This is a genomic window from Sulfuricaulis limicola, from assembly GCF_002355735.1.
Classification (GTDB): domain Bacteria; phylum Pseudomonadota; class Gammaproteobacteria; order Acidiferrobacterales; family Sulfurifustaceae; genus Sulfuricaulis; species Sulfuricaulis limicola.
Window position 1 is genome coordinate 690,300 of the sequence record NZ_AP014879.1, and the last position, 21,647, is coordinate 711,946.

The following is a 21,647-nucleotide window of genomic DNA, read 5'->3' on the forward strand; positions in this document are numbered from 1 at the left end:
TCCGGCGCAAGCCGGAATCCAGGTCTTGAATGGTTCGCGCGCTTTGCGCGCGACTCAAAAGCAATAATTGCGGTTCTCGCACCGCGGGCGAGGTACTTTTCTTTGCTCGCGCAAAGAAAAGTAACCTGCCGTGGGTCAGCCACCCACAAGTAGCTTTTCATCATCGCCGCAGGCGATACAAAAAAGACTGGATTCCCGCTTCCGCGGGAATGACGCGCTAGGAATAGAGAAAACTAAACAAACTTCGCGTTGAACACCCATACCGCCGCCAAGCCAAGCAAAAAACACGCCCCGGCATATAACACCGCCCACAGCTTGTAACGCTTGGTCAGTTCCGCCTGTGTGAACGCCGACAGGATGTATGGCCGTGAGCCGTCGCGGGTCGGGCCGAGGACGCTGAGGCCGTCGGCGGAGTGGATCACCTGTTCCTGGCGGTTCTTCATGGTTTCGCGTCGCGCTTGCGCGCGGGCGAGGCGCCATTCGATTTCATCGATCTTGCCGTCCTTGTTGAGATCGAAGCGCTGCAACAGCGTCGGCTGGTCCTGTTTCCAGTCCTTGAGCAGGGCGCGCACGTCTTCGTCCACAGTCGGCTGGCTGGTGTAGCTGCTGACGCTTTTCAACAGCCCGAGCGCATAGAGCCGCTCGCCGGAATTGATGCGTTCCTCGGTCAGGCGATAGCTGCCGCTGCCTATGTTCGAAGTAAAAAAACTGGAAACACCGGCCGGTCGGTGGAGCGGGCCGCCCAGCATGGAGCTCGAACGCCAGCTGTCCTTGTGCCGTGATGTCACGTCCGCGCCCTCGGGATCGATCACGACGCGCCCGGTGTCGTCCTGCAACCAGAAAGTCTCGGCGCTTTCGCCTTTTTCGACTACTTCCCAGCGGGTCTGCGTGTGGCCTTTGTAATTAGTTTTGACCTGTTGTTCGATCTTGTAGCGGAACCATACACAGGGCAGGCCGGTGAGCTTGGCGATGATCGGCGGGCCGTCCATGAGTTTGCCCGTGCCTTCGAGTTCCACGTAACCCTGTGGCGCCGAGCGGATTTTGGCGGTGGGAGTGTCTTCGATGAGGCGGATGTGACTGACATTACGCCAAGTACACCACGAGCAGAAGGCGCAACCGCCCGCGAGCACCACGACGGCAATGCCGACCATGGCGGGATCGCTGTGATGGATATTGCTGGCGAGCCCGGCCAACCACTGCGCCAGCGGACCGGAGGACGACATTTTTAAGTATTGAAGAGCGCTTTGACGTTGACGTCCTTGAGCTCGCTCTCCTTGAACCGGAGAAGGGGCTTCTGTTCGAAGCGGAACAGCGTGGCGATCACATTGTCGGGAAAAGTCTCGATGCGGATGTTATTGGCGTTGACCGAGTCGTTGTAGAACTCGCGACGGTCGGCGATCTGCGCCTCGAGCTGCGAGATGCGGTTTTGCAGGTGCTGGAAGTTCTCATTGGCGCGCAGTTCCGGGTAATTCTCAGCGACGGCAAAGAGATTCATCAACCCGGCGCGCAGCTGGGTCTCGGCGGCGCCGACGGCGGCCACGTCACCGGCCTCGCGCGCCTGGCTCACCGCCGCGCGTGCCTGGGTGACTTTTTCCAGCACGCCGCGCTCATGCTTCATGTACTGTTTGCAGGCCTCGACCAGCTTGGGCAGCTCGTCGTGGCGTTGCTTCATCAGCACGTCAATGTTCGACCAGGACTGCGCGACGTTGTTTTTGAGTCGCACGAAGTTGTTGTACATCGTCACGGCATAGAGAAATAGCGCGCCGAAAATGCCGAGAAAGACGAAGGTCGCGATGGACATGATGGCTCCTTGGAAGCCTGAAAGGGCTTTAGTAAAGGAGTATAGACGCCGTCGGCGCCGTCGCTAGCGCACGGGCCCTTCCTGCAGGGCGATGGGGACTTCTTCAATGGTGCGGTTGTGGATATGAAAGCCGCGCATTTCCAGCACACCCTTGGTGCCCAGTGAAATAATCAGGTAAAGCACGGCCGGGTATTCGTGCTGTTCGACATCGGCCAGCGAGGGCAGGGGCGGGGAGTCGGGATGAGAATGAAAAATCGCGGCCAGTTCCTCGCCGCGCTCACGCATGGCGCGCATGGCATCGATCTGCGCCTTGGGATCGAGCGCAAAGAAACGCTTCCTGTCGCCAGCCTGATTGGGTACCGGGTAGCAATTCCGGAAGCCGCGGCTGTCGCGCGAGATCAGGCCGCAGATTTCCTCGTCCGGCGATTTCTGCGCCAGCTGCAGCAGCTGGTTCACGATCGGGCGCGGCAGGCGCACGGCGTTCATGGTTTGCCGCATACCGGGCAGGCCGGGTCCTTGCGCAATTTCATTTCGCGCCATTCCATATTAAGCGCATCGAACAACAACAGCCGGCCGGCCAACGTCTGACCGATGCCGAGCAATACCTTGAGCGTTTCGACCGCCTGGACCGAACCGATGACACCGGCAGCGGGCGCCAGCACGCCGAGCGTGGCGCAGGCCTCGTCGGGGCCACCGCCTTCGGCGTACAGGCAGCGGTAACAGGGTCCTCCGGGAACGAATACCGCGACTTGGCCCTCGAAACGCACCACGGCGCCGGAGATCAACGGTTTGCCCGCGCGCACGCAGGCTTCATTGATGGCAAAGCGGCTGGCGAAGTTATCGGTCGTGTCCAGCACGGCATCGACCTGCCGAATCTGCTCTTCAAGCGCGGCGCCTTCAAGTTTTTGATTGATCGTCGTAACACGCACGCCGGGATTGAGCGCAGCAAGTGCATGCGCGGCCGAAACGGTTTTTGCCTGTCCGACACGCTCGGTGGCGTGCACGATCTGGCGCTGGAGATTGGTGAGGTCAACTTTGTCGTGATCCACGATGACGAGATGACCCACACCGCTTGCGGCGAGATACATCGCTGCCGGCGAGCCAAGTCCGCCGAGACCGATGATGAGGACACGCGATGCAAGCAGTTTTTCCTGACCGCGGACATCCACCTGCGGCAGGAGGATGTGCCGGCTGTAGCGCAGCAGTTGCTTGTCGTCCATTGCGGCTGAACCGAATTGAATTACCGGCGGCCCCCGGCCACGCGAGCATGTCCGGTCAGGTCCGTGTGACAGACGATATCACGATAACCCTGTTGACGCAGAAAGTTGCCGATGGCATCGGCCTGATCCCAGCCGTGTTCGAACAGCAGCCAGCCGCCGGGCTTGAGAAATTGCCTCGCATGCAACGCGATATGCCGGATGGCATCGAGTCCGTCGGCGCCGGAAACGAGCGCGGTGGCCGGCTCGAAGCGCAGGTCGCCCTGATTCAAATGCGGGTCACCGGCGCGGATGTAGGGTGGGTTGCTCAGGATCATGTCGAAGGTCGCGCCGGCGAGTGGAGTGAACCAGTCACCCTGGCGAAATTCAATATTGGCCAAACCGAATTTGGTGGCATTGGATTTGGCGACTGCCAGCGCTGCAGGTGAATTATCAGTCGCCATCACGTGACAGCGCGGGCGTTCTTCGGCGATGGCCAGTGCAATGGCGCCGCAGCCGGTGCCGAGGTCGGCGATGGTCCATTGCGTGTCGCGCGGAATAAGCTCCAGCGCCTTTTCCACCAGTAATTCGGTTTCCGGACGCGGGATCAGCGTCGCCGGCGTGACGTTGAATTCCATGGACCAGAATTCACGCATGCCGGTGAGATAGGCGATGGGTTCTCCATGTTTACGTCGATCGAGCAGACCTTCCAGTTTGTGTTGCTGTTCGCTGGTCAAAGCCGTTTCATGGCGCGTGATCAGTTCGCTGCGGTTAATTCCGCAGGCATGCATCACCAGTACTTCGGCATCCAGTCGCGGCGTGGGACTGGTTACTTCCAGTTCATGTAATGTTCTCCGCAAGGCCGCGCCAACGCTGACGATGGATGGACGCAGGGCAGCCGGTTTCATGTTCAGACGTTCAGCGTCGCCAGCAGCTCGGCCTGGTCGGCGGTGCGCAGCGCGTCGATGAGTTCATCGAGTTTGCCTTCCATGACCTGGTCGAGCTTGTAGAGCGTGAGATTGATACGGTGGTCGGTCACCCGGCCCTGCGGGAAATTATAGGTACGGATGCGCTCGGAGCGGTCGCCGGTGCCGACCAGGCTCTTGCGCGTCGCGGCTTCCTGCTCGCGCTGTTTGCGCTGCTCGGCCTCGAGCAGGCGCGCTGACAGGATCGACATGGCGCGCGAACGGTTCTTGTGCTGCGAACGCTCGTCCTGGCATTCGACCACGATGCCGGTGGGCAGGTGCGTGATACGGATGGCGGAGTCGGTCTTGTTCACGTGCTGGCCGCCGGCGCCGGAGGCGCGGAAGGTGTCCACCTTCAGCTCCGCCGGATTGATGGCGATGGCGTCGATCTCCTCCGCCTCCGGCAGCACCGCCACGGTGCAGGTGGAGGTGTGGATGCGGCCCTGGGCCTCGGTGGCGGGCACGCGCTGCACGCGGTGCGCGCCGGATTCGAACTTGAGGCGCGAGTACACGTCCTTGCCGGCGATGCGGGCGATGATTTCCTTGTAGCCGCCATGTTCGCCGGGGCTCTGGTTCATCACTTCCACATCCCAGCCGTGGTTGCCGGCGTAATAGTTGTACATGCGGAACAGGTCGCCGGCGAAAATCGCCGATTCGTCGCCGCCGGCGGCGGCGCGGATTTCGAGAAAGATATTGCGGTTGTCGTTCGGGTCCTTCGGCAGCAGCAGGGTCTGGATCTCGGATTCCAGTTTTTCGATGAGTTGCTGCGCTTCCACAATCTCTTCCTGCGCCATTTCGCGAATCGAAGCGTCTTCGTCCTTCAGCATGGCGCGCGCGGATTCCAGCTGATCGCTGGCCGCGCGATAGTCGCCGTACAGCTTCACCACCGGGTTGATCTCGGCGTATTCCTGCGACAGTTTGCGGAATTGATCCTGTTTGCCGATGACCTTCGGGTCGGAAAGCAGGCGTTCGATTTCCTCAAAGCGCTGCGCCAGGCCGGTGAGCCTTGTTTCGATGGACGGGTTCATGTCTCAAAAAGACTCTAACAAAATAAATGGACAGGATTAACAGGATTTACAGGATTAAAAATCTTGTGAAACAAAAATCCTGTTAATCCTGTAAATCCTGTCAAATTTTACTTTTTATTATGGGTCGCTAGTCTTCGTTGAGGTCGAACAGCCGGCGGGCGGCCTCGAGCAGGGCCTTGTTGCCCTCGTGATCGGCCTTGCGCAATACGTCGGTGGGCGTGTGCGTGAGTTTGTTGGTCAGGGCGCGCGCGAGATGCTCGATCACCCTGGCCGGGTCGTCGCCATGGGCCAGACGCTTGCGCGCGTACTCGACCTCGGCCTCGCGCAGGGCATTGGCGGATTCGCGCAGGGCGCGGATGGTCGGCACCGCGTTCAGCGATTTGACCCATTGCATGAAATCCACGACCTGGGTGTCGATGATCTTCTCCGCCTCGCGCGCCGCTTCCTGGCGCGATTCCATGTTTTCCTGCACTACTTCCTTGAGGTCATCGATGGTGTAGAGATACACGTCGTTGAGCTCGCCGACCTCGGCCTCGATGTCGCGCGGCACGGCGATGTCCAGCATGAACATGGGCCGGTGCCGGCGCGCCTTGAGGGCGCTTTCCACGGCGCCCTTGCCCAGGATCGGCAGCTGGCTCGCGGTGGAGGAGATCACGATGTCGGCGTCGGCCAGGCGCGTCGGCATTTCCGCGAGCGCAATCGCCTCGGCGCCGAAGAGCGCGGCCACCTGCTGGGCGCGCTCGAGTGTGCGGTTGGCGACGATAATGTGGCCGATGCCATGTTCCTTGAGATGCCGCGCGCAGAGCTCGATCATGTCGCCGGCGCCGATCAACAGCACCGTCTGTTCCGACAGTTCGCTGAAAATCTGCCGTGCCAGCTGCACCGCAGCCGAGGCGACCGAGACGGCGCTGGCGCCGATGGCGGTGTCGGTGCGTACCTGCTTGGCCACGGTGAAGGTCTGCTGGAACAGCCGGTTCAGGATCTTGCCGGTGGCGCCGGCCTTGTGCGCGGTGGCGAAGGCCTCCTTCATCTGTCCGAGAATCTGCGGTTCACCCAGGATCATCGAATCGAGTCCGGCGGCCACGCGAAAGGCGTGCTTGACCGCCGCCTGGTCCGGATGGCGATACAGGTAGGGATGAATGTCGGAACGGTTGAGACGGTGATAGTGGCAGAACCAGTCGATGACGTGGTCCTCTTGCGACGAATCCAGGCCGCAATAAAGCTCGGTGCGGTTGCAGGTGGAGACGATGGCGGCCTCGGCGGCGCCGCCGCCGGCGGTGACCTCGTGCAGCGCGCCGACCAGCTTGTCGGCAGCGAACGCCGCCTTCTCGCGGATATCGACCGGCGCGGTATGGTGGTTGATGCCAAAGGCGAGCAGATGCATGCGGAAACCGGAAATGACCCTCAATGCCCGGGATTTTGACCCATCGGGATGCAGTGTCAAGCTGGGGGCGTTACGGATGATTTCAACGTGTTAAGCGCAAGCCAGGCCAGCGCGAGTTCGATCACGAGCAACAGGGTGCCGAGGCCGAGCAGCAGCCAGTTTTCCGCCGACCACCACTGTGCTGCCAGCACGGCATAGGCCCAATGGGCCACCACCGCCATGAACAACAGCGGTGTGACCACCCATGCCACGGGCCGCCCGCGCTGTTTTAGCGCCAGCGCCAGCAGGGCAAAGCCGAGCACCGCCAGCAGCTGGTCGGCGAGGCCGAACAACGGCCACCACGCCAGGCCGCCGAGGCCGCGCGCCTGGTGCAGCGCCAGCGCTGCCGACAATAGCACCACGAAGGTAATCTGCGATTTTTCATTGACCGGCAGAAGCGACGGCATGCGTTCCGTCAGCCCGGTGAGAAACTGTTTTTGCAGGCGCAGCCCCGCTTCCAGCGTGGCCACCAGAAGACCCAGCATGACGGTCGCGGCGAGCGTGCGGGTAAATGCCGGATCCAGCCCGATGCCGCCGGCGAGACGCGCATAGCCGTTGATATAGAGCGCGAGGACCTGATGCAGGTCGCGGGAGTCCCGCCACGTTCCGTAATGCCGGTTCCATTCCTGCAAATCGGCGAAGCCGGTGCTGCCGATGATGACGGCGCTCAGCGCCAGCAGTCCCAGCGCGAGCGCGCCACCGTAACCGACATAGCGCGCATCGGTCTCGCGCCTGATCTGGCGCGCCGTGATGCCATTGGCAATCAACAGATGGAAACCCGCCACCGCGCCCGAGGTCAGTGTGACGAACAGCCACGGCAGCGTCGCCGGAATATCCGGAATGGCGTTGAATTCCGGCGCGACCAGAATCGGGTGATTGATCACCACGGCGGTGTAGGCAATGCAGAGCATGACGCCCAGCAGCAGGGCGGTGAGATACCCGCGCGGCCGGATCAGTTTCCACATCGGTTGGCGCGTGGCGTGGTAGCCGTAGGCGAACAGGATCAGAATCCAGACCACGGTGGCATCGAACGCCACGAAGGAATTCCCGGCCTCGAAGCTGAGCATGCCGGTGAAGGCCAGCGGGAGCTCTCCCGGCAGCCACATGGACATCAGGCCCAGGATCAGCGCGATCAGCGCGGCCGCAAGGATTTCGAAATCCTTGCGGCCGCGCAGAAATACTCCCAGGAACCAGGCCAGCCCGGCAACGGCCCAGAAAGGCAGGACTGCCTGCGGGAAGCCGGACAGGAGCTGCGCCGCGAGCGTGGCGCTGGCGGCATTCATGATGAGCAGCACGAGGAAGGCAAACAGGGCGAACAGGGTGTGCGCCGGTGCGCCGACCAGGCGTGCCGCGATTTCCGCCGGGTTCAATCCCGGATAACGCAGCGACAGCCACAGGGAACCGAGACCGTAGGTGCCGGCGGCGGTGACGGTGCCGACCACGACCCACAGAAACGCCGGAATCCATCCCCACGTCAGGGCGACCAGGCTGCCCATGACGGCGGCACCAGCCGCGAGGGAGGCCAGGTGGTGACCGAATATCAGGTGACGTTTGGAGCGTCGGGGTTCATCTTCGGCGGGGCGTTCCGGGGCGGGTATACTATAATTGTCTTCAAGGCGGAAAACGCCGAGCGCCAGAAGCCTGGAGTAGAACCGGTAACCGAAAACAAAGGCCACAGCGGCGGCCAGCAGCAAAAACAGCGAATTCACGACCTGTTCCCGCTGCTGGATGCCATTTCCATGATCATTCCGATCTCTTCCCGTAGGCCACGCGTTATTTTCTGGATGTTAAAGGCTCTGATGACTATTTTACACGGTAGGCGAATATCCACCCGCCGCGACGGTCACAGGGGTATTCGGATCGCCATCACAGATTTGGACTTACTATATCTATATATATGATTACTTCCCGCTTGCGTCGTTTATTTTCAATCCTGTTTCTGTCCCTGCTGACGGCTTGTGCCGGCACGGTAAAGCCCGAACCGATGGCCGAGGCGCCGCCACCCGGCCCCGCCAAGGCTGACGCCGCGCTGCCCGGGGTCGCGCTGGAGCCGGAGATTCTCTATAACCTGCTGCTGGGCGAAATCGCCGGACAACGCGGGCAGATCGGGGTGGCCGCTGCGACCCTCGGCGAGGTCGCGCAGCAGACGCGCGACCCGCGCGTCGCCGAGCGCGCCACGCTGGCCGCGCTCTATGCCAAGCGCTACGACGAGGCGCTGCAGTCGGCGCGGCTGTGGACCGAACTGCGCCCGCATGACACCGAGGCCCGGGAGGCCCTGATCACCGCCCTGCTCGAACTCGACCGCGCCGCCGAGGCGAAGGAACATTTTCAGACGCTGTTCGCCGCGGAGGAAACCCGCCGCAACCTGGATCAGGCCTATCTGCGCGCGGCCGCCGTGCTCGGGCGCACCAGCAATCGCGCCGCGGCCATTGACGTGATGCAGTCGCTGGTGGCGCTGAATCCGCGGCTGGCCTCGGCGCATTTTGCCATGGCGCACCTGATGGTTCGTGGCGGCGATCTGGAAAAGGCGCTGGTTTCCGCCGACGCGGCCCTGAAACAGCGTCCGGACTGGGAGGAGGCGGCGCTGTTCAAGGCGCGCATCCTGTTGTCGCAGAAGGAACCGCAGAAGGCGCGCGCTTTTTACGAGGCGTTCCTGAACGACAATCGCGGCGCCAACCAGGTGCGCCTGAACTACGCGCGTTTCCTGGTTGACCAGAAAGAATGGCAGAAGGCGCTCGAGGAATTCAAGCGTGTGGCCGACAACGTTCCGGATGACGCCGACACCATTTATGCCGTGGGTCTGCTGTCATTGCAGAACAACCGCCTCGACGAGGCCGACAAATACCTCAAGCGCGCGCTGGAACTACGGCCCCAGAACGATCAGGCGCGCCTCTATCTCGGGCAGGTCGCGGAGCAGCGCAAGCAGTATGGCGCGGCGATAGACTGGTATCTCCAGATAAGGGACGGCGAACATTATTTCGAGGCGCAGGCCCGCCTCGGTGTGGTCATGGCCAGGCAGGGCGACCTCGCCGGCGCGCGCCGCCACCTGGATGGCATCAGCGTCCAGAACGATTCCCAACGCGTGCAGGTGGCGCTGGCGCACGAGCAGATACTGCGCGAGGCCCGGCAGTTCAGTGAAGCGATCGAGATGCTGAATGCGGCGATCCGGACCGTCCCGGGCGACAAGGACCTGCTGTACGCACGCGCCCTGGTGGCGGAAAAACTCAACCTGCTGGAAGTCACCGAGCGCGACCTGCGCGAGATCCTCAAGAAGGACCCGAAGAACGTCAACGCCCTGAATGCGCTGGGCTATACGCTCACGGATCGCACCACCCGCTATGACGAGGCGTCCGAACTGCTGCAGCAGGCGATGGAACTCAAGCCCGATGACGCCTACATCATGGACAGCATGGGATGGCTGCAATACCGCCGCGGCAACACGGCCGAGGCGCTGAAGTACCTGCGACGCGCGCTCGAAATCCGCAACGACGCCGAGATCGCGGCGCACCTCGGCGAGGTGTTGTGGGTGGCGGGCGACCGTCACGAGGCCGAATCGGTGTGGGACCGTGCGCTGCGCGAGACCCCGGACAACGAAGCGCTGAACGGCGTCATCAAGAAATTCAAACCATGAGGCCGATCCCCGGCCTCGTTATAATTTTCGTTTCGCTCTTATCCGGTTGCGCCACCGCGCCGCTGCCGCCGGCCGCGGACCTCGATCCCGTCTGGCAGGCGCGGCAAGCCGCCCTGGTGTCGGTCACGGCCTGGCAACTCCGCGGCAGGCTGGCCCTGCGTGCCGCCGATCAGGGCGGACACGCCACGCTGAGCTGGAAGCGCGATGGCGAGCGCCATCGCATGGATTTCACCGGCCCGCTGGGCCGCGGTCATCTGCGTCTGACCCAGGACAGTCAGGGAGCCGAATTGCGTGACGCCGACAGGCGTGTCTGGCGCGCGGCGGATGCCGGACGTCTCCTGTACCGCGCCACCGGCTGGATCGTTCCGCTCGATGGCCTGAATTACTGGGTGCTCGGTCTCCCCGCCCCGGGCCCCGTGGCGAACCTGCAGCTGGATGAGCAAGGGCGTCTGAAGCGGCTTCTGCAGTCGGGCTGGGACATCCAGTTTCTGGAATACACCCGTCATGGCGCCTTCGACCTGCCGAGCAAAATGTATATCACCAGGCAAGACCGTCACGCGGACGGTAATCCTGCCGAGGGTGAAATACTGGAAGTGCGGCTCAGCATCGAGCAGTGGACGCTGCCGTGAATCGTGAGGCGTGAATCGCAAGCCGTGAGCCGTTTCCAGGCCATCGCGCCACTTGCGGATAACGATTCACGAGCCACGATTTACGGTTCACGAATTACGGCTTACGATTCACGCATGACAACCTGGCCGGCGCCCGCCAAGCTGAACCTGTTCCTGCATGTCACCGGCCGCCGCGCGGACGGCTACCACACGCTGCAAACGGTTTTCCAGTTTCTCGATTACGCGGATGAATTGACGTTTGTCGTGACCGATGACGGCCGGATTTCGCGCGCGGCCCCGGTGGCCGGCGTGTCCGAGGAACGGGACCTGACGCTGCGCGCGGCGCACCTGCTGAAGGAGCGATGCGGCGTCACCAGGGGCGTGCAGATCCATCTCGCCAAACACCTTCCCATCGGCGGCGGGCTTGGCGGCGGCAGTTCCGATGCCGCCACGACCCTGTTGGCCTTGAACGAGCTGTGGGGTGCGCATCTGTCGATTCCGGAGCTGGCGGCGCTGGGATTGAAGCTGGGGGCCGATGTGCCGGTCTTCGTACACGGACACACCGCATGGGCCGAAGGAATTGGCGAGGTTCTAACCCCGGTGGAGCCGGAAGAGGCGTGGTATCTGGTGGTGGTGCCGCCGGTGCAGGTGTCCACGGCCCAGGTTTTTGCCGCTCCCGAATTGACACGCTATAGCCCGCCCCTCACAATACGCGACTTTCACGAGGGGCGCGGCCTGCGAAACGACCTCGAACCGGTGGTGCGAAGCCGCTATCCGGAAGTGGACCGTGCCATGCGGCTGCTGGCTGAATTTGGCGCGCCGCGCATGTCAGGTTCCGGTGGTTGCGTGTTCCTGAGGGTGACGGACGCGGATCGGGGCCGCCAGATTCTGGAAAGAATTCCCAAACCGTTTACCGGCTTCGTGGCCCAAGGGCTCAACCGGCATCCATTATTGGGTAAACGCGGCGACAGTTCACCTTGGGGCGTAGCCAAGCGGTAAGGCACCGGATTTTGATTCCGGCATTCCCAGGTTCGAATCCTGGCGCCCCAACCAGTTAAAATGGTTCGGCATTGGCGGAGCGGTATCGGCGCCCCAACCAGATTTTGTCGTGGACCATCCGACTCACAGGGGAGATCTTGTGTCCTTGGACAACATGGTGGTGTTTACCGGGAACGCCAACCCGGCGCTGGCGGAACTGGTGGTAAGGCATCTGGGACTGCCGCTCGGCAAGGCGGTCATCGGCCGTTTCTCGGACGGCGAGATCCAGACCGAGATCATGGAGCATGTGCGCGGCAAGGATGTGTTCATCCTCCAGCCGACCTGCGCGCCCAGCAACGACAACCTGATGGAGTTGCTGATCATGATCGACGCGGTGAAGCGCTCCTCGGCGCGGCGCATCACGGCGGTGATACCTTATTATGGGTACGCGCGCCAGGATCGTCGGCCGCGCACGGCGCGGGTCGCGATCACGGCCAAGCTGGTGGCGGACATGATCACCGTCGCCGGCGCCAACCGGGTATTGACGATGGATCTGCATGCTGACCAGATCCAGGGATTTTTCAACATCCCGACGGATAACGTATATGCGTCGCTGGTGTTGCTGGGCGACATCTGGCGGCAGGAGTTCCAGGATCTGCTGGTGGTATCGCCGGACGTGGGCGGCGTGGTGCGGGCGCGGGCGATGGCCAAGCATCTGGAGGCGGACCTCGCCATCATCGACAAGCGCCGCCCGAAGCCGAACGAGGCCAAGGTGATGCACATTATCGGCGAGGTCGAGGGCCGAACCTGCGTGCTGATGGACGACCTCGTCGATACCGCCGGCACGCTGTGCGAGGCCGCCGCCGCGCTCAAGCAGCATGGCGCGAAGAAGGTATTGGCGTATTGCACGCACCCGGTCCTGTCCGGAAGCGCGGTGGAACGGATCAGCAAGTCCCAGCTCGATGAGCTGGTAGTGACCGACACGATCCCGCTCAAACCGGAGGCCAGGGCCTGCCGGCGCATCCGCCAGCTGAGCGTGGCCGAGCTGCTGGCCGAGTCCATGCGGCGCATCGCGGAAGAGGATTCGGTCAGCGAGCTGTTCATGGAATAACGATTTCGGGCGTTGGGCTTTGGCCCGGTGCCTTTTTTGTACCCCGATCCTGGTCGCGGGAGAGGGGAGTTGTTTAACCTTACTGGAGACTGACAATGAGCGCTAAATTTGAACTGACTGCCGAGCCACGCTCAGCGAAAGGTACGGGTGCGAGCCGCCGCCTTCGCCGCAGTGGCAAAGTACCCGCCGTGCTGTATGGCGCGGGCAAGCAACCGACCATGGTTGCGCTGGACCATAACCTGATGTCACGCCACCTCGCGAACGAGAAGTTTCACACCTCGATCCTGACCGTGACGGTCGGCGGTGAAACCGACCAGGCGATTCTGCGCGATTTTCACATGCATCCATACAAGCCCATCGTGATGCACGTGGACCTGCAGCGCATCAGCGCCACCGAGAAGATCCACATGAAGGTGCCGATCCACTTCGTCGGCGGCGATGTCGCCCCGGGCGTGAAGATCGACGGCGGTGTCGTGACGCATCTCATGAATGATATCGACATTACCTGTTTGCCCAAGGACCTGCCGGAATTCCTCACGGCGGACCTGTCGGCCCTCGGCCTGAATGAGTCGGTGCATCTCAAGGACCTCAAACTGCCGGAAGGCGTGGCGATCACGAGCCTGACGCACGGCGGCGACAACCTCGCAGTGGCGGCCATCTCGATGATCAAGGAGGTTGTGGAAGAAGCCCCGGTGGTGGCAGCGCCGGTGGAAGGCGAAGCCGCGGCGGCAGCCCCGGCGGAAGGCGAGGCGAAGGCGGGCGAAGCCAAGGCCGGCGAGACCAAGAAGGGCGAGGCCCCCAAGGCGGATGCCAAGAAGCCGGAGGCCAAGAAACCCGAAGCCAAGAAGGAAGGCAAGTAATCCGATCTCACGGAGTCGCGCGCAAGCGCGCCCGGCTCGCTCCCTTCTCCGCCTTTGGGGGAGAAGGGGTGGGGATGAGGGGAAGGTGGCAACATGTCCCAAGGCATCTCACTTATCGTCGGCCTGGGGAACCCGGGCGCGGAGTATGCGGAGACCCGGCACAATGCCGGGTTCCGTTTTCTGGACGTCCTGCTGGATGCCACCGGCGAGAAATTGCGCGCCGAATCCCGCTTCACCGCGAATGTCGGAAAGATCAGCCTGAGCGGCAGGGACATCTGGTTGCTGGCACCGCAGACCTTCATGAATCACAGCGGTGACGCGGTGTCGAGGTTTGCCCAGTATTACAAAATCCCCGTTACGGAAATCCTGGTGGCGCATGACGAGCTGGACCTGCCGCCGGGAACCATCCGGCTCAAGATCGGCGGCGGCGATGGCGGTCACAACGGCCTGTCCGACGTCACCGAAAAGCTGGGCAGCTCCGATTACGCGCGTTTGCGCATCGGCATCGGCCATCCCGGCAATGCCGCGCAAGTGGTCTCGTATGTACTGAAGAAGGCGACGGCGGCGGAGCAGACCCTGATCGATGCGGCCATCATGCACGGCAAGACGCATCTGGCGGATATCGTGCACGGCGAGTTCCAGAAGGCCATGAACAGTTTGCACACACACAAATAAACTCCATCCCCTCTCCCCGCGAGCGGGGGAGAGGGCAGGGTGAGGGGGTGCTAAGGTTTTGCACCCTCTCCCCTTGTTCCCGCCGGGGCGCACAAGAATCATGTGCGCCCGTTCGGCGGGGAAAAGGTCCACAGGACCTTTACCTGTATCCGCCTCACCTCCCGCTCACGCGGGAGAGGGGGAGTTGGCAGAAAAGAGAGATCATAAGATATGGGTTTTAAATGCGGTATCGTCGGCCTGCCGAACGTGGGCAAATCCACGCTGTTCAACGCGCTCACCAAGGCGGGCATTGCCGCGGAGAACTACCCCTTCTGCACCATCGATCCGAACATCGGCATCGTCGAAGTGCCGGACCCGCGCCTGCAGCAATTGGCCGGTATCGCCAAGCCGGAGAAAATCCTCCCGACCACCATTGAATTCGTGGACATCGCGGGCCTGGTGGCCGGCGCCTCCAAGGGCGAGGGGCTGGGCAACAAGTTCCTGGCCCACATCCGCGAGGTGGATGCCATCGCGCATGTGGTGCGCTGTTTCGAGGACGAGAACATCGTGCATGTTGCGGGCGGCATCAACCCGCTGGCGGACATCGAAACCATCAATACCGAGCTGGCGCTCGCCGATCTCGAGGCCGCCGACAAGGGCGTGCAGCGCGCCGACAAGAACGCCAAAAGCGGCAGCAAGGACGACATCAAGCTGCGTGAGCTGCTCGTGCGCGTGCACAAACACCTGGACAACGGCAAGCCGGTACGCAGCATGGGTTTGAGTGAAGAGGAACACAGGCTGCTGAAACCGTTGTGCCTGCTGACCGACAAACCGCTCATGTACATCGCCAACGTGAACGAGAAGGGTTTCAGCAATAATCCCCGGCTCGATCAGGTCGACAAGCTCGCGCACTCGGAAAATTCCGTGGCGGTACCGATCTGCGCCCGCATTGAGGCGGAACTGGCCGACATGAACGCGGAGGAAAAGCAGGTATTTCTCGCCGACATGGGGCTGGAGGAGCCGGGCCTGAACCGCGTCATCCGCGCCGGTTACCAGTTGCTCGGTTTGCAGACCTTCTTCACCGTCGGTCCCAAGGAAGTGCGTGCCTGGACCGTGCGCAAGGGCGCGCACGCGCCGCAGGCCGCGGGCGTGATCCATACCGATTTCGAGCGCGGCTTCATCCGCGCCGAAACCGTTGCCTACGAGGATTTTGTACGGTTCAAGGGCGAACACGGCGCACGCGAGGCCGGCAAGCTGCGTCTGGAAGGCAAGGATTACGTGGTGCAGGACGGCGACGTCATGCATTTCCGCTTCAACGTCTAGGCCGGCGACGGTAAAAACCCGGTTGCGCCGGATTCCCCTTTATCCGTCGTCCCGAATCTTGTATCTTTTGCACCCTTTTTACGGCTAGGTAGCTCAGACGGTTAGAGCGCGGCACTCATAATGCTGAGGTCGGCGGTTCGATTCCGCCCCTAGCTACCATTATTTTCCCGTCGGCAAGCGATCAGGTTTCTTGCCTTTCGTCGGTCGCCGTCGAACGCCTGCGAAGCGCCATTCATCCGCGTAAAGTCACGTCGCCCGGCCATCGTTGGCGAACTGCCATGTATCGGTCCTGGCTTGTGGTTTCGGCGCTCCCGGCCAAGACTCTGTCCAAGGGACGACCTGCGGGTAGAAAGGAATGACGGGCCAACGCCCCTCCCGCAGACTATTTCCCGAGGAGGAGTGCATTATGCTGAAACTGAGCTTCTGGATTGGTACACCGTCGATAATCACTTACCTGGCGTCGACCTATTCCCAACTCCTGGAAAACATCATCTATATCTTCGCGCTGTCGGCGGCGGCGTTGATCGTGGCGATCCTGTCGCAGATCGACGAAAAATCCGGGTCCTGACGATTATTGACGGTCCTCCGGAATGCGGGCGGCGTGAGCCGCCCGCATTTTTTTACGCTCTTATTTGCCTTGGCTGGCAATTTCCCCCCTCCGGCGGTAGATTACCCGCCTGCCTTGCTGATTAATTCCTGTCCATGTCCCGCAAATTGCATATTAAGACCTTCGGTTGCCAGATGAACGAGTACGATTCCGCGCGCATGGCGGATGCGCTCGCGGCGAGTCATGGCTTCGAAGCGACGGACGACCCGGCTGAGGCCGACGTGCTGCTGCTCAACACCTGTTCCATCCGTGAAAAGGCGCAGGAGAAGGTATTTTCCCAGCTCGGCCTGTGGCGCGAACTGAAAACGGCCCGGCCCGACCTGATCATCGGCGTGGGTGGCTGCGTCGCCAGCCAGGAGGGCGCGGCGATCATCCGGCGCGCGCCGTACGTGAACCTGGTGTTTGGTCCGCAGACCCTGCACCGCCTGCCGCAGATGCTGGACAGCGTGCTGGCCGACCACCGGCCGGCGGTGGATGTGTCCTTCCCCGAGATCGAGAAGTTCGACCGCCTGCCGGAGCCGCGCGTGGACGGCGTGCGCGCCTTCGTCTCGATCATGGAAGGATGCAGCAAGTACTGCACGTTTTGCGTCGTGCCCTATACCCGGGGAGAGGAATTCAGTCGCCCATTCGACGACGTGATCGCGGAAGTGGCGCATCTGGCAGAGCACGGCGTGCGCGAAGTGGTTCTGCTCGGTCAGAACGTCAATGCCTATCGCGGGGTGATGCATACCGGCGAGTTCGCCGATCTGGCCCTGCTGATTCGCTATCTCGCCGAGATTGACGGTATCGGCCGCATTCGTTTCACCACTTCGCACCCGCAGGTGTTCAGTGACCGGCTGATTGCCGCCTATGCCGAGGTCCCACAGCTCGCCGGCCATCTGCACCTGCCGGTACAAAGCGGTTCGGACCGGATTCTGGCGCTGATGAAGCGCGGTCACTCCGTGCTGGAGTACAAGTCGAAGATACGGCGGCTGCGCGAGGTGCGGCCGGATATCAGCGTGACGACGGACATCATCGTCGGCTTTCCGGGCGAGACCGAGACCGACTTTGCCGCCACCCTGAGTCTCATGGAGGAGATGAATTTCGACACTTCCTTCAGTTTTCTCTACAGTCCGCGGCCCGGCACGCCGGCGGCGGAACTGGCCGATGATACGCCGCGCGCAGCCAAGGAGGCGCGTCTGTTGCGTTTGCAGGGCCGTAATATCGAAATGGCCGCCGCCATCAGCCGGCGCATGGTGGGGACCACGCAGCGCATCCTGGTCGAGGGGCCGGCACGCAAGTCACCGCAGCAGATGTGCGGGCGCACCGAGAACAACCGCGTCGTCAACTTTGATTGCACCAATATCGCCATGATCGGCCATTTCGTCGACGTGGAAATCACCGAGTCGCTGACAAATTCCCTGCGCGGACGGCTGCTTGCAGAGCCTCAGGCGCGCCGCGCTTGATTTATTACCCGCTTTTGCTCTTAACTATCAATCAAGACCCTTCCGGAACTGCATTGCACGTTTGAAACCCAAGCCCAAGTACGTTGAGCTCAGCCTCACCCCCGCCGACAACCGGCGCCTGGCCAGCCTCTGCGGCAGCCACGATGAGCATCTCAAGCAGATCGAGGAATACCTGGGCGTGGAGATTGCCAGCCGCGGCAATCTGTTCCGCGTCAGCGGCGGCGCGGAGGAAAGCCACGCCGCTTTGCAGTTGCTGAAGGATCTCTACGAAGTGACGGAAGGCAAAGGCGAGCTGACGCTGGCCGGCGTGCACGCGGCCCTGCAACAGCTGGCCTTGCGCGCGCCCGACACGGACAGCGATCGCGAGAGCACGCTGCGCACGCCCAAGCGCATCGTGCGCGGACGCGGCCCGCGCCAGCGCCAGTACATACGCAACATCCTGACCCATGACATCAATTTCGGCATCGGCCCGGCCGGCACCGGCAAGACCTACCTCGCCGTCGCCTGCGCCGTGGAGGCGCTCGAGAGCAACCGCGTCGAACGCATCCTGCTGGTGCGGCCGGTGGTGGAGGCGGGCGAGCGCCTGGGCTTCCTGCCCGGCGCCATCGAACAGAAGATCGACCCCTACCTGCGCCCGCTGTACGACGCGCTGAACGAGATGCTGGGTTTCGAGAAGGTTGCGCGCCTGCTGGAGAAAAGCGTGATCGAACTGGCGCCGCTGGCCTACATGCGCGGCCGCACGCTGAACGAATCTTTCATCATCCTCGACGAAGCGCAGAACACCACGGCGGAACAGATGAAAATGTTCCTCACGCGCATCGGCTTCGGCACCACCGCGGTGATCACCGGCGACATCACCCAGATCGACCTGCGCCGCACCCAGCTGTCCGGCCTCAAGCAGGCGATTGAGATCCTGCGCGGCGTGGATGGCATCACCTTTACCCATTTCACGCCGCAGGACGTGGTGCGTCACGCGCTGGTGCAGAAAATCGTTGAGGCCTACGAAAGTCACGACAAGGACGCGGAAGGCCAGCCGCCCGCGAAATGAATCTGCAATTACGCGTGCAATACGCCGCCGCCCGCGCCGGTTTGCCTGCCAGGTCGTCGCTGCAGCGCTGGGCCAGCACCGCTTTGCGCGGTCTCGGCCGCGAGCGCGTCGCCCTGGGCGTGCGTATCGTAGGGGTCGCGGAATCCGCCGACCTGAACCGCCGGTTTCGCCGCAAACACGGCCCGACCAATGTGCTGTCGTTTCCCTTCGAAGCGCCGTCCGGGACCCGCAGCGAAGTGCTGGGTGATCTGGTCATTTGCGCGCCGGTGGTGCGGCGCGAGGCGCGCGCGCAGCGCAAACCGGAGCGCGCGCATTGGGCACACATGGTGGTACACGGTATACTGCACCTGCGCGGCTACGATCATCTGAACCGGCGGGACGCCACCGTGATGGAAAAAAAGGAAATCCGTATTCTCGAGGAGTTGGGTTTCGCCAACCCCTACCTTTCATGAACAAGAAAACCGAAGACAAGTCTGAGGATACCCAGGACGAAGCCGCGGCCGCGCCACGCTCGCTGCTGGACCGCCTGAGCCTGGCGCTGCTGGGCGCGCCGGCCTCGCGCGAGGACCTGGTGCAGCTGCTGCGCGACGCGGCCGGGCGCGACCTGATCGACCGCGATTCGCTCGACATGATCGAGGGCGTGCTGCAGGTCTCCGAAATGAAGGTGCGCGACATCATGGTGCCGCGCTCGCAGATGGACGTGGTGGACCGGAACAGCCGGCCGGAAGACTACCTGCCGATGGTAATCGAGTCCGGCCACTCGCGCTTCCCGATGGTGGACGCCGACAAGGACAAGGTGATCGGTGTCCTGCTGGCCAAGGATCTGCTGCGCTACCTGTTTCTCGACAAGAAGAAACGCGCCCAGTTCAACGTCCACGACATGCTGCGCCCGGCGGTGTTCGTGCCGGAGAGCAAGCGCCTGAACGTGCTGCTGCGGGAGTTTCGTACCAGCCGCAATCACATGGCCATCGTCGTGAACGAATACGGCGGCGTGGCCGGCCTGGTGACCATCGAGGACGTGCTCGAGCAGATCGTGGGCGAAATCTCGGACGAATACGACATCGACGATGACGTCATGATCATGCCGCGGGATGGCGGCGAGTACGTGGTCAAGGCGCTGGTCACGCTGGCCGACTTCAATTCACGCCTGAACGCGAATCTCTCGCACGAAGAAATCGAGACCATCGGCGGGCTGGTCATGAACCGCCTCGGGCATGTCCCGCGCCGCGGGGAAAAGATCGAGATCGATAACCTGCGTTTCGAAATCCTGCGCGCCGACAGCCGCCGTGTTTACCTGCTGAAAGTGACCCCGGTTGAACAACCAGGCCGGCAAAAAAACAAGAAGTAATATTTTTTCGCTGCTGCCGGCGTGGGCCGATGCGGCCGCGTGCGTCGCCGGCGCGCTGCTGCCGCTGGCGTTTTCTCCCTTCGACCTGTTTCCGCTCGCAGTCCTGTCCCCGGCTGTGCTGTTTTTTCTGTGGCAGGAGCTGTCGCCGGGCCGCGCGGCGTGGCGCGGTTTTGTTTTCGGTCTTGGCATGTTCGGCGTCGGCGTGTCCTGGGTCTTCGTCAGCCTGCACCATTACGGCAACATGCCGGTGCCACTGGCCGGATTCGCCGTCTTCCTGTTTGTGGCGGGACTGTCGCTTTATCCCGCGTTGCTCGGATGGCTGCAGGCGCGTTTTTTTCCGCAAACCGGCGCGTGGCATGCGGCCGTCGTGCTGCCCGCGTTATGGGTGTTGTTCGAATGGACACGCGGCTGGTTCCTGACCGGGTTTCCCTGGCTGAACCTCGGCTACAGCCAGGTGGCGAGCCCACTGGCCGGTTACAGCGCGTGGCTGGGGGTGTATGGCGTGAGTTTCTTCTGCGCGTTCAGCGCCGGCCTGCTGGCAGCAGGCACACACGCGCCGGAAAAATTTCTCCGCCAGTTCCTGCCGCTGCTGATCGCGGTCTGGGTTGCCGGCTGGTTCGCGGGCAGATTCGAGTGGGTGCGGCCGGTGAGCAGCCCGTTGCAGGTGACGCTGATCCAGGGCAATGTCCCGCTCGACAGCAAATGGCAGTCAGGCAGTCGCCGCGCGATCGTGGAGCGTTATTCCACGTTGACCACGGAGGCGCCGTGGTCGGACCTGATCGTCTGGCCGGAGTCCGCGATTCCGGCGACGCTGGATGAAATCGATCCGGACCTCATCACCAACCTGCGACGCATGAGCCGCAACGCCAGCGTGGATTTCCTGATCGGCGTGGTGGAGCGCGATGGTGACGGGCATTACTACAACAGCGTCCTCAGTATCGGTCCGAATCCGGGCATATACCGCAAGCAACATCTGGTTCCTTTCGGCGAGTATCCGCCGCTCGACCCGTTGTTCCGCTGGTTGATGCGGAGCCTGCAAATACCCATGTCGGATTTCAGCGCCGGGGCGCCGGATCAGCCGCCGCTCAGCGCGGCCGGACAGAAAATCGGCGTGTCCGTGTGTTACGAGGACGCTTTCGGCGAGGAAGTGATTCGCGCGTTGCCGCAGGCGTCATTGCTGGTGAACGTCAGCGAGGATGCGTGGTTCGGCGATTCGCTGGCGCCGCACCAGCGGCTCCAGATGGCGCGCATGCGCGCGCTCGAAACCGGCCGGCCGATGCTGCGCGCGGCCAATACCGGGCCGTCCGTCGCGATCGACCACCATGGCCGGGTCCTGGCGCGTTCGCCGCAGTTCCGGACCTATTCCCTGACCGCCACGGTGCAGCCCATGCAGGGGGAGACGCCCTATGTGCGATGGGGGAATCGGCCGGTCGTGCTGGCGCTGGCCCTCGTGGTGATCCTGGGCGTGCTGGCGCCGCGACTTCGTAAACGTCCGGCCGGCAGGCACTGATTGCCCGCCCGGTTTTGCCACTATCCGTGCACGGGCATGGTTCTTGCTCACCTTCCTGGTTGACCTATTCTTATAAGGTTAATAACCGGCGCCAATAACAGGATCCCGGCC

The 21,647-nt window shown here is 62.6% G+C and carries 21 protein-coding genes and 2 tRNA genes; 15 read left to right on the forward strand and 8 right to left on the reverse strand.

From position 1 onward, the window contains the following. Window positions 1-233: 233 nt before the first annotated feature. The 8 genes from SCL_RS03450 to SCL_RS03485 all read right to left on the reverse strand — a co-directional run bounded on the left by SCL_RS03450 (window position 234) and on the right by SCL_RS03485 (window position 8,122). Window positions 234-1,223 (reverse strand): GIDE domain-containing protein, encoded by a 990-nt coding sequence (locus SCL_RS03450; protein ID WP_096359929.1) that lies wholly within the window; start codon window positions 1,221-1,223, stop codon window positions 234-236. 2 nt (window positions 1,224-1,225) lie between these two features. After that, entirely contained in the window at window positions 1,226-1,801 is a 576-nt protein-coding gene (locus SCL_RS03455; protein WP_096359930.1) for a LemA family protein, read from the reverse strand. A gap of 63 nt (window positions 1,802-1,864) precedes the next feature. Further along, the gene (locus SCL_RS03460; protein ID WP_096359931.1) at window positions 1,865-2,287 is read right to left on the reverse strand and encodes a M67 family metallopeptidase; all 423 of its coding nucleotides are present in this window, start codon (window positions 2,285-2,287) and stop codon (window positions 1,865-1,867) included. Next, the gene (locus tag SCL_RS03465) at window positions 2,284-3,021 is read right to left on the reverse strand and encodes a HesA/MoeB/ThiF family protein (RefSeq protein ID WP_096359932.1); all 738 of its coding nucleotides are present in this window, start codon (window positions 3,019-3,021) and stop codon (window positions 2,284-2,286) included. Before SCL_RS03465 ends, SCL_RS03460 begins: the two co-directional genes overlap by 4 nt. A gap of 20 nt (window positions 3,022-3,041) precedes the next feature. Continuing rightward, entirely contained in the window at window positions 3,042-3,905 is an 864-nt protein-coding gene (gene prmC / locus SCL_RS03470) for a peptide chain release factor N(5)-glutamine methyltransferase (RefSeq protein WP_096359933.1), read from the reverse strand. A gap of 2 nt (window positions 3,906-3,907) precedes the next feature. Further along, complete coding sequence (gene prfA, locus SCL_RS03475) at window positions 3,908-4,990, reverse strand: peptide chain release factor 1 (RefSeq protein WP_096359934.1); 1,083 nt, start codon at window positions 4,988-4,990, stop codon at window positions 3,908-3,910. Window positions 4,991-5,117: 127 nt separating this feature from the next. Further along, entirely contained in the window at window positions 5,118-6,374 is a 1,257-nt protein-coding gene (hemA, locus tag SCL_RS03480) for a glutamyl-tRNA reductase (RefSeq protein ID WP_096359935.1), read from the reverse strand. Window positions 6,375-6,430: 56 nt separating this feature from the next. Further along, a complete protein-coding gene (locus tag SCL_RS03485) occupies window positions 6,431-8,122 on the reverse strand; it encodes a carbon starvation CstA family protein (protein WP_096359936.1) in 1,692 nt (563 codons plus the stop codon). A 203-nt stretch (window positions 8,123-8,325) separates the two neighbouring features. Between SCL_RS03485 and SCL_RS03490 the strand changes: the two genes are divergently transcribed. From SCL_RS03490 to lnt, 15 genes are all read left to right on the forward strand, one after another. Beyond that, window positions 8,326-10,044 (forward strand): tetratricopeptide repeat protein, encoded by a 1,719-nt coding sequence (locus SCL_RS03490; protein ID WP_172425905.1) that lies wholly within the window; start codon window positions 8,326-8,328, stop codon window positions 10,042-10,044. Next, window positions 10,041-10,673 carry a lipoprotein insertase outer membrane protein LolB gene (lolB, locus tag SCL_RS03495; RefSeq protein ID WP_096359938.1) on the forward strand — a complete coding sequence of 211 codons (633 nt, stop codon included), beginning with the start codon at window positions 10,041-10,043 and terminating at the stop codon, window positions 10,671-10,673. Before SCL_RS03490 ends, lolB begins: the two co-directional genes overlap by 4 nt. Before the next feature lie 114 nt (window positions 10,674-10,787). Then, the gene (gene ispE, locus SCL_RS03500; protein WP_096359939.1) at window positions 10,788-11,651 is read left to right on the forward strand and encodes a 4-(cytidine 5'-diphospho)-2-C-methyl-D-erythritol kinase; all 864 of its coding nucleotides are present in this window, start codon (window positions 10,788-10,790) and stop codon (window positions 11,649-11,651) included. Continuing rightward, window positions 11,631-11,705: transfer RNA gene (locus SCL_RS03505), tRNA-Gln, on the forward strand. The genes ispE and SCL_RS03505 overlap by 21 nt, the downstream gene beginning before the upstream one ends. A gap of 100 nt (window positions 11,706-11,805) precedes the next feature. Beyond that, on the forward strand, window positions 11,806-12,741 hold the full coding sequence (locus SCL_RS03510; RefSeq protein ID WP_269458338.1) for a ribose-phosphate diphosphokinase: 936 nt from the start codon (window positions 11,806-11,808) through the stop codon (window positions 12,739-12,741). A 95-nt stretch (window positions 12,742-12,836) separates the two neighbouring features. Then, window positions 12,837-13,601 carry a 50S ribosomal protein L25/general stress protein Ctc gene (locus SCL_RS03515; protein WP_096359941.1) on the forward strand — a complete coding sequence of 255 codons (765 nt, stop codon included), beginning with the start codon at window positions 12,837-12,839 and terminating at the stop codon, window positions 13,599-13,601. A gap of 93 nt (window positions 13,602-13,694) precedes the next feature. Beyond that, entirely contained in the window at window positions 13,695-14,276 is a 582-nt protein-coding gene (gene pth / locus SCL_RS03520; RefSeq protein WP_096359942.1) for an aminoacyl-tRNA hydrolase, read from the forward strand. 210 nt (window positions 14,277-14,486) lie between these two features. After that, window positions 14,487-15,578, forward strand: coding sequence for a redox-regulated ATPase YchF (gene ychF / locus SCL_RS03525; protein ID WP_096359943.1), 1,092 nt, complete (start codon window positions 14,487-14,489; stop codon window positions 15,576-15,578). 82 nt (window positions 15,579-15,660) lie between these two features. Next, window positions 15,661-15,737: transfer RNA gene (locus SCL_RS03530), tRNA-Met, on the forward strand. A 247-nt stretch (window positions 15,738-15,984) separates the two neighbouring features. Continuing rightward, the gene (locus SCL_RS14225) at window positions 15,985-16,146 is read left to right on the forward strand and encodes a hypothetical protein (protein WP_172425906.1); all 162 of its coding nucleotides are present in this window, start codon (window positions 15,985-15,987) and stop codon (window positions 16,144-16,146) included. A 134-nt stretch (window positions 16,147-16,280) separates the two neighbouring features. Beyond that, a complete protein-coding gene (gene miaB / locus SCL_RS03535) occupies window positions 16,281-17,630 on the forward strand; it encodes a tRNA (N6-isopentenyl adenosine(37)-C2)-methylthiotransferase MiaB (RefSeq protein WP_096359944.1) in 1,350 nt (449 codons plus the stop codon). A 61-nt stretch (window positions 17,631-17,691) separates the two neighbouring features. Next, window positions 17,692-18,678: a PhoH family protein gene (locus tag SCL_RS03540; protein WP_096359945.1), complete on the forward strand. Its 987-nt coding sequence runs from the start codon at window positions 17,692-17,694 to the stop codon at window positions 18,676-18,678. After that, window positions 18,675-19,130, forward strand: a complete 456-nt coding sequence (gene ybeY / locus SCL_RS03545) for an rRNA maturation RNase YbeY (RefSeq protein WP_096359946.1) — start codon at window positions 18,675-18,677, stop codon at window positions 19,128-19,130. Before SCL_RS03540 ends, ybeY begins: the two co-directional genes overlap by 4 nt. Continuing rightward, complete coding sequence (locus tag SCL_RS03550) at window positions 19,127-20,026, forward strand: HlyC/CorC family transporter (RefSeq protein WP_096359947.1); 900 nt, start codon at window positions 19,127-19,129, stop codon at window positions 20,024-20,026. Before ybeY ends, SCL_RS03550 begins: the two co-directional genes overlap by 4 nt. After that, window positions 19,992-21,536, forward strand: a complete 1,545-nt coding sequence (lnt, locus tag SCL_RS03555; RefSeq protein WP_096359948.1) for an apolipoprotein N-acyltransferase — start codon at window positions 19,992-19,994, stop codon at window positions 21,534-21,536. The genes SCL_RS03550 and lnt overlap by 35 nt, the downstream gene beginning before the upstream one ends. Window positions 21,537-21,647: the final 111 nt, after the last annotated feature.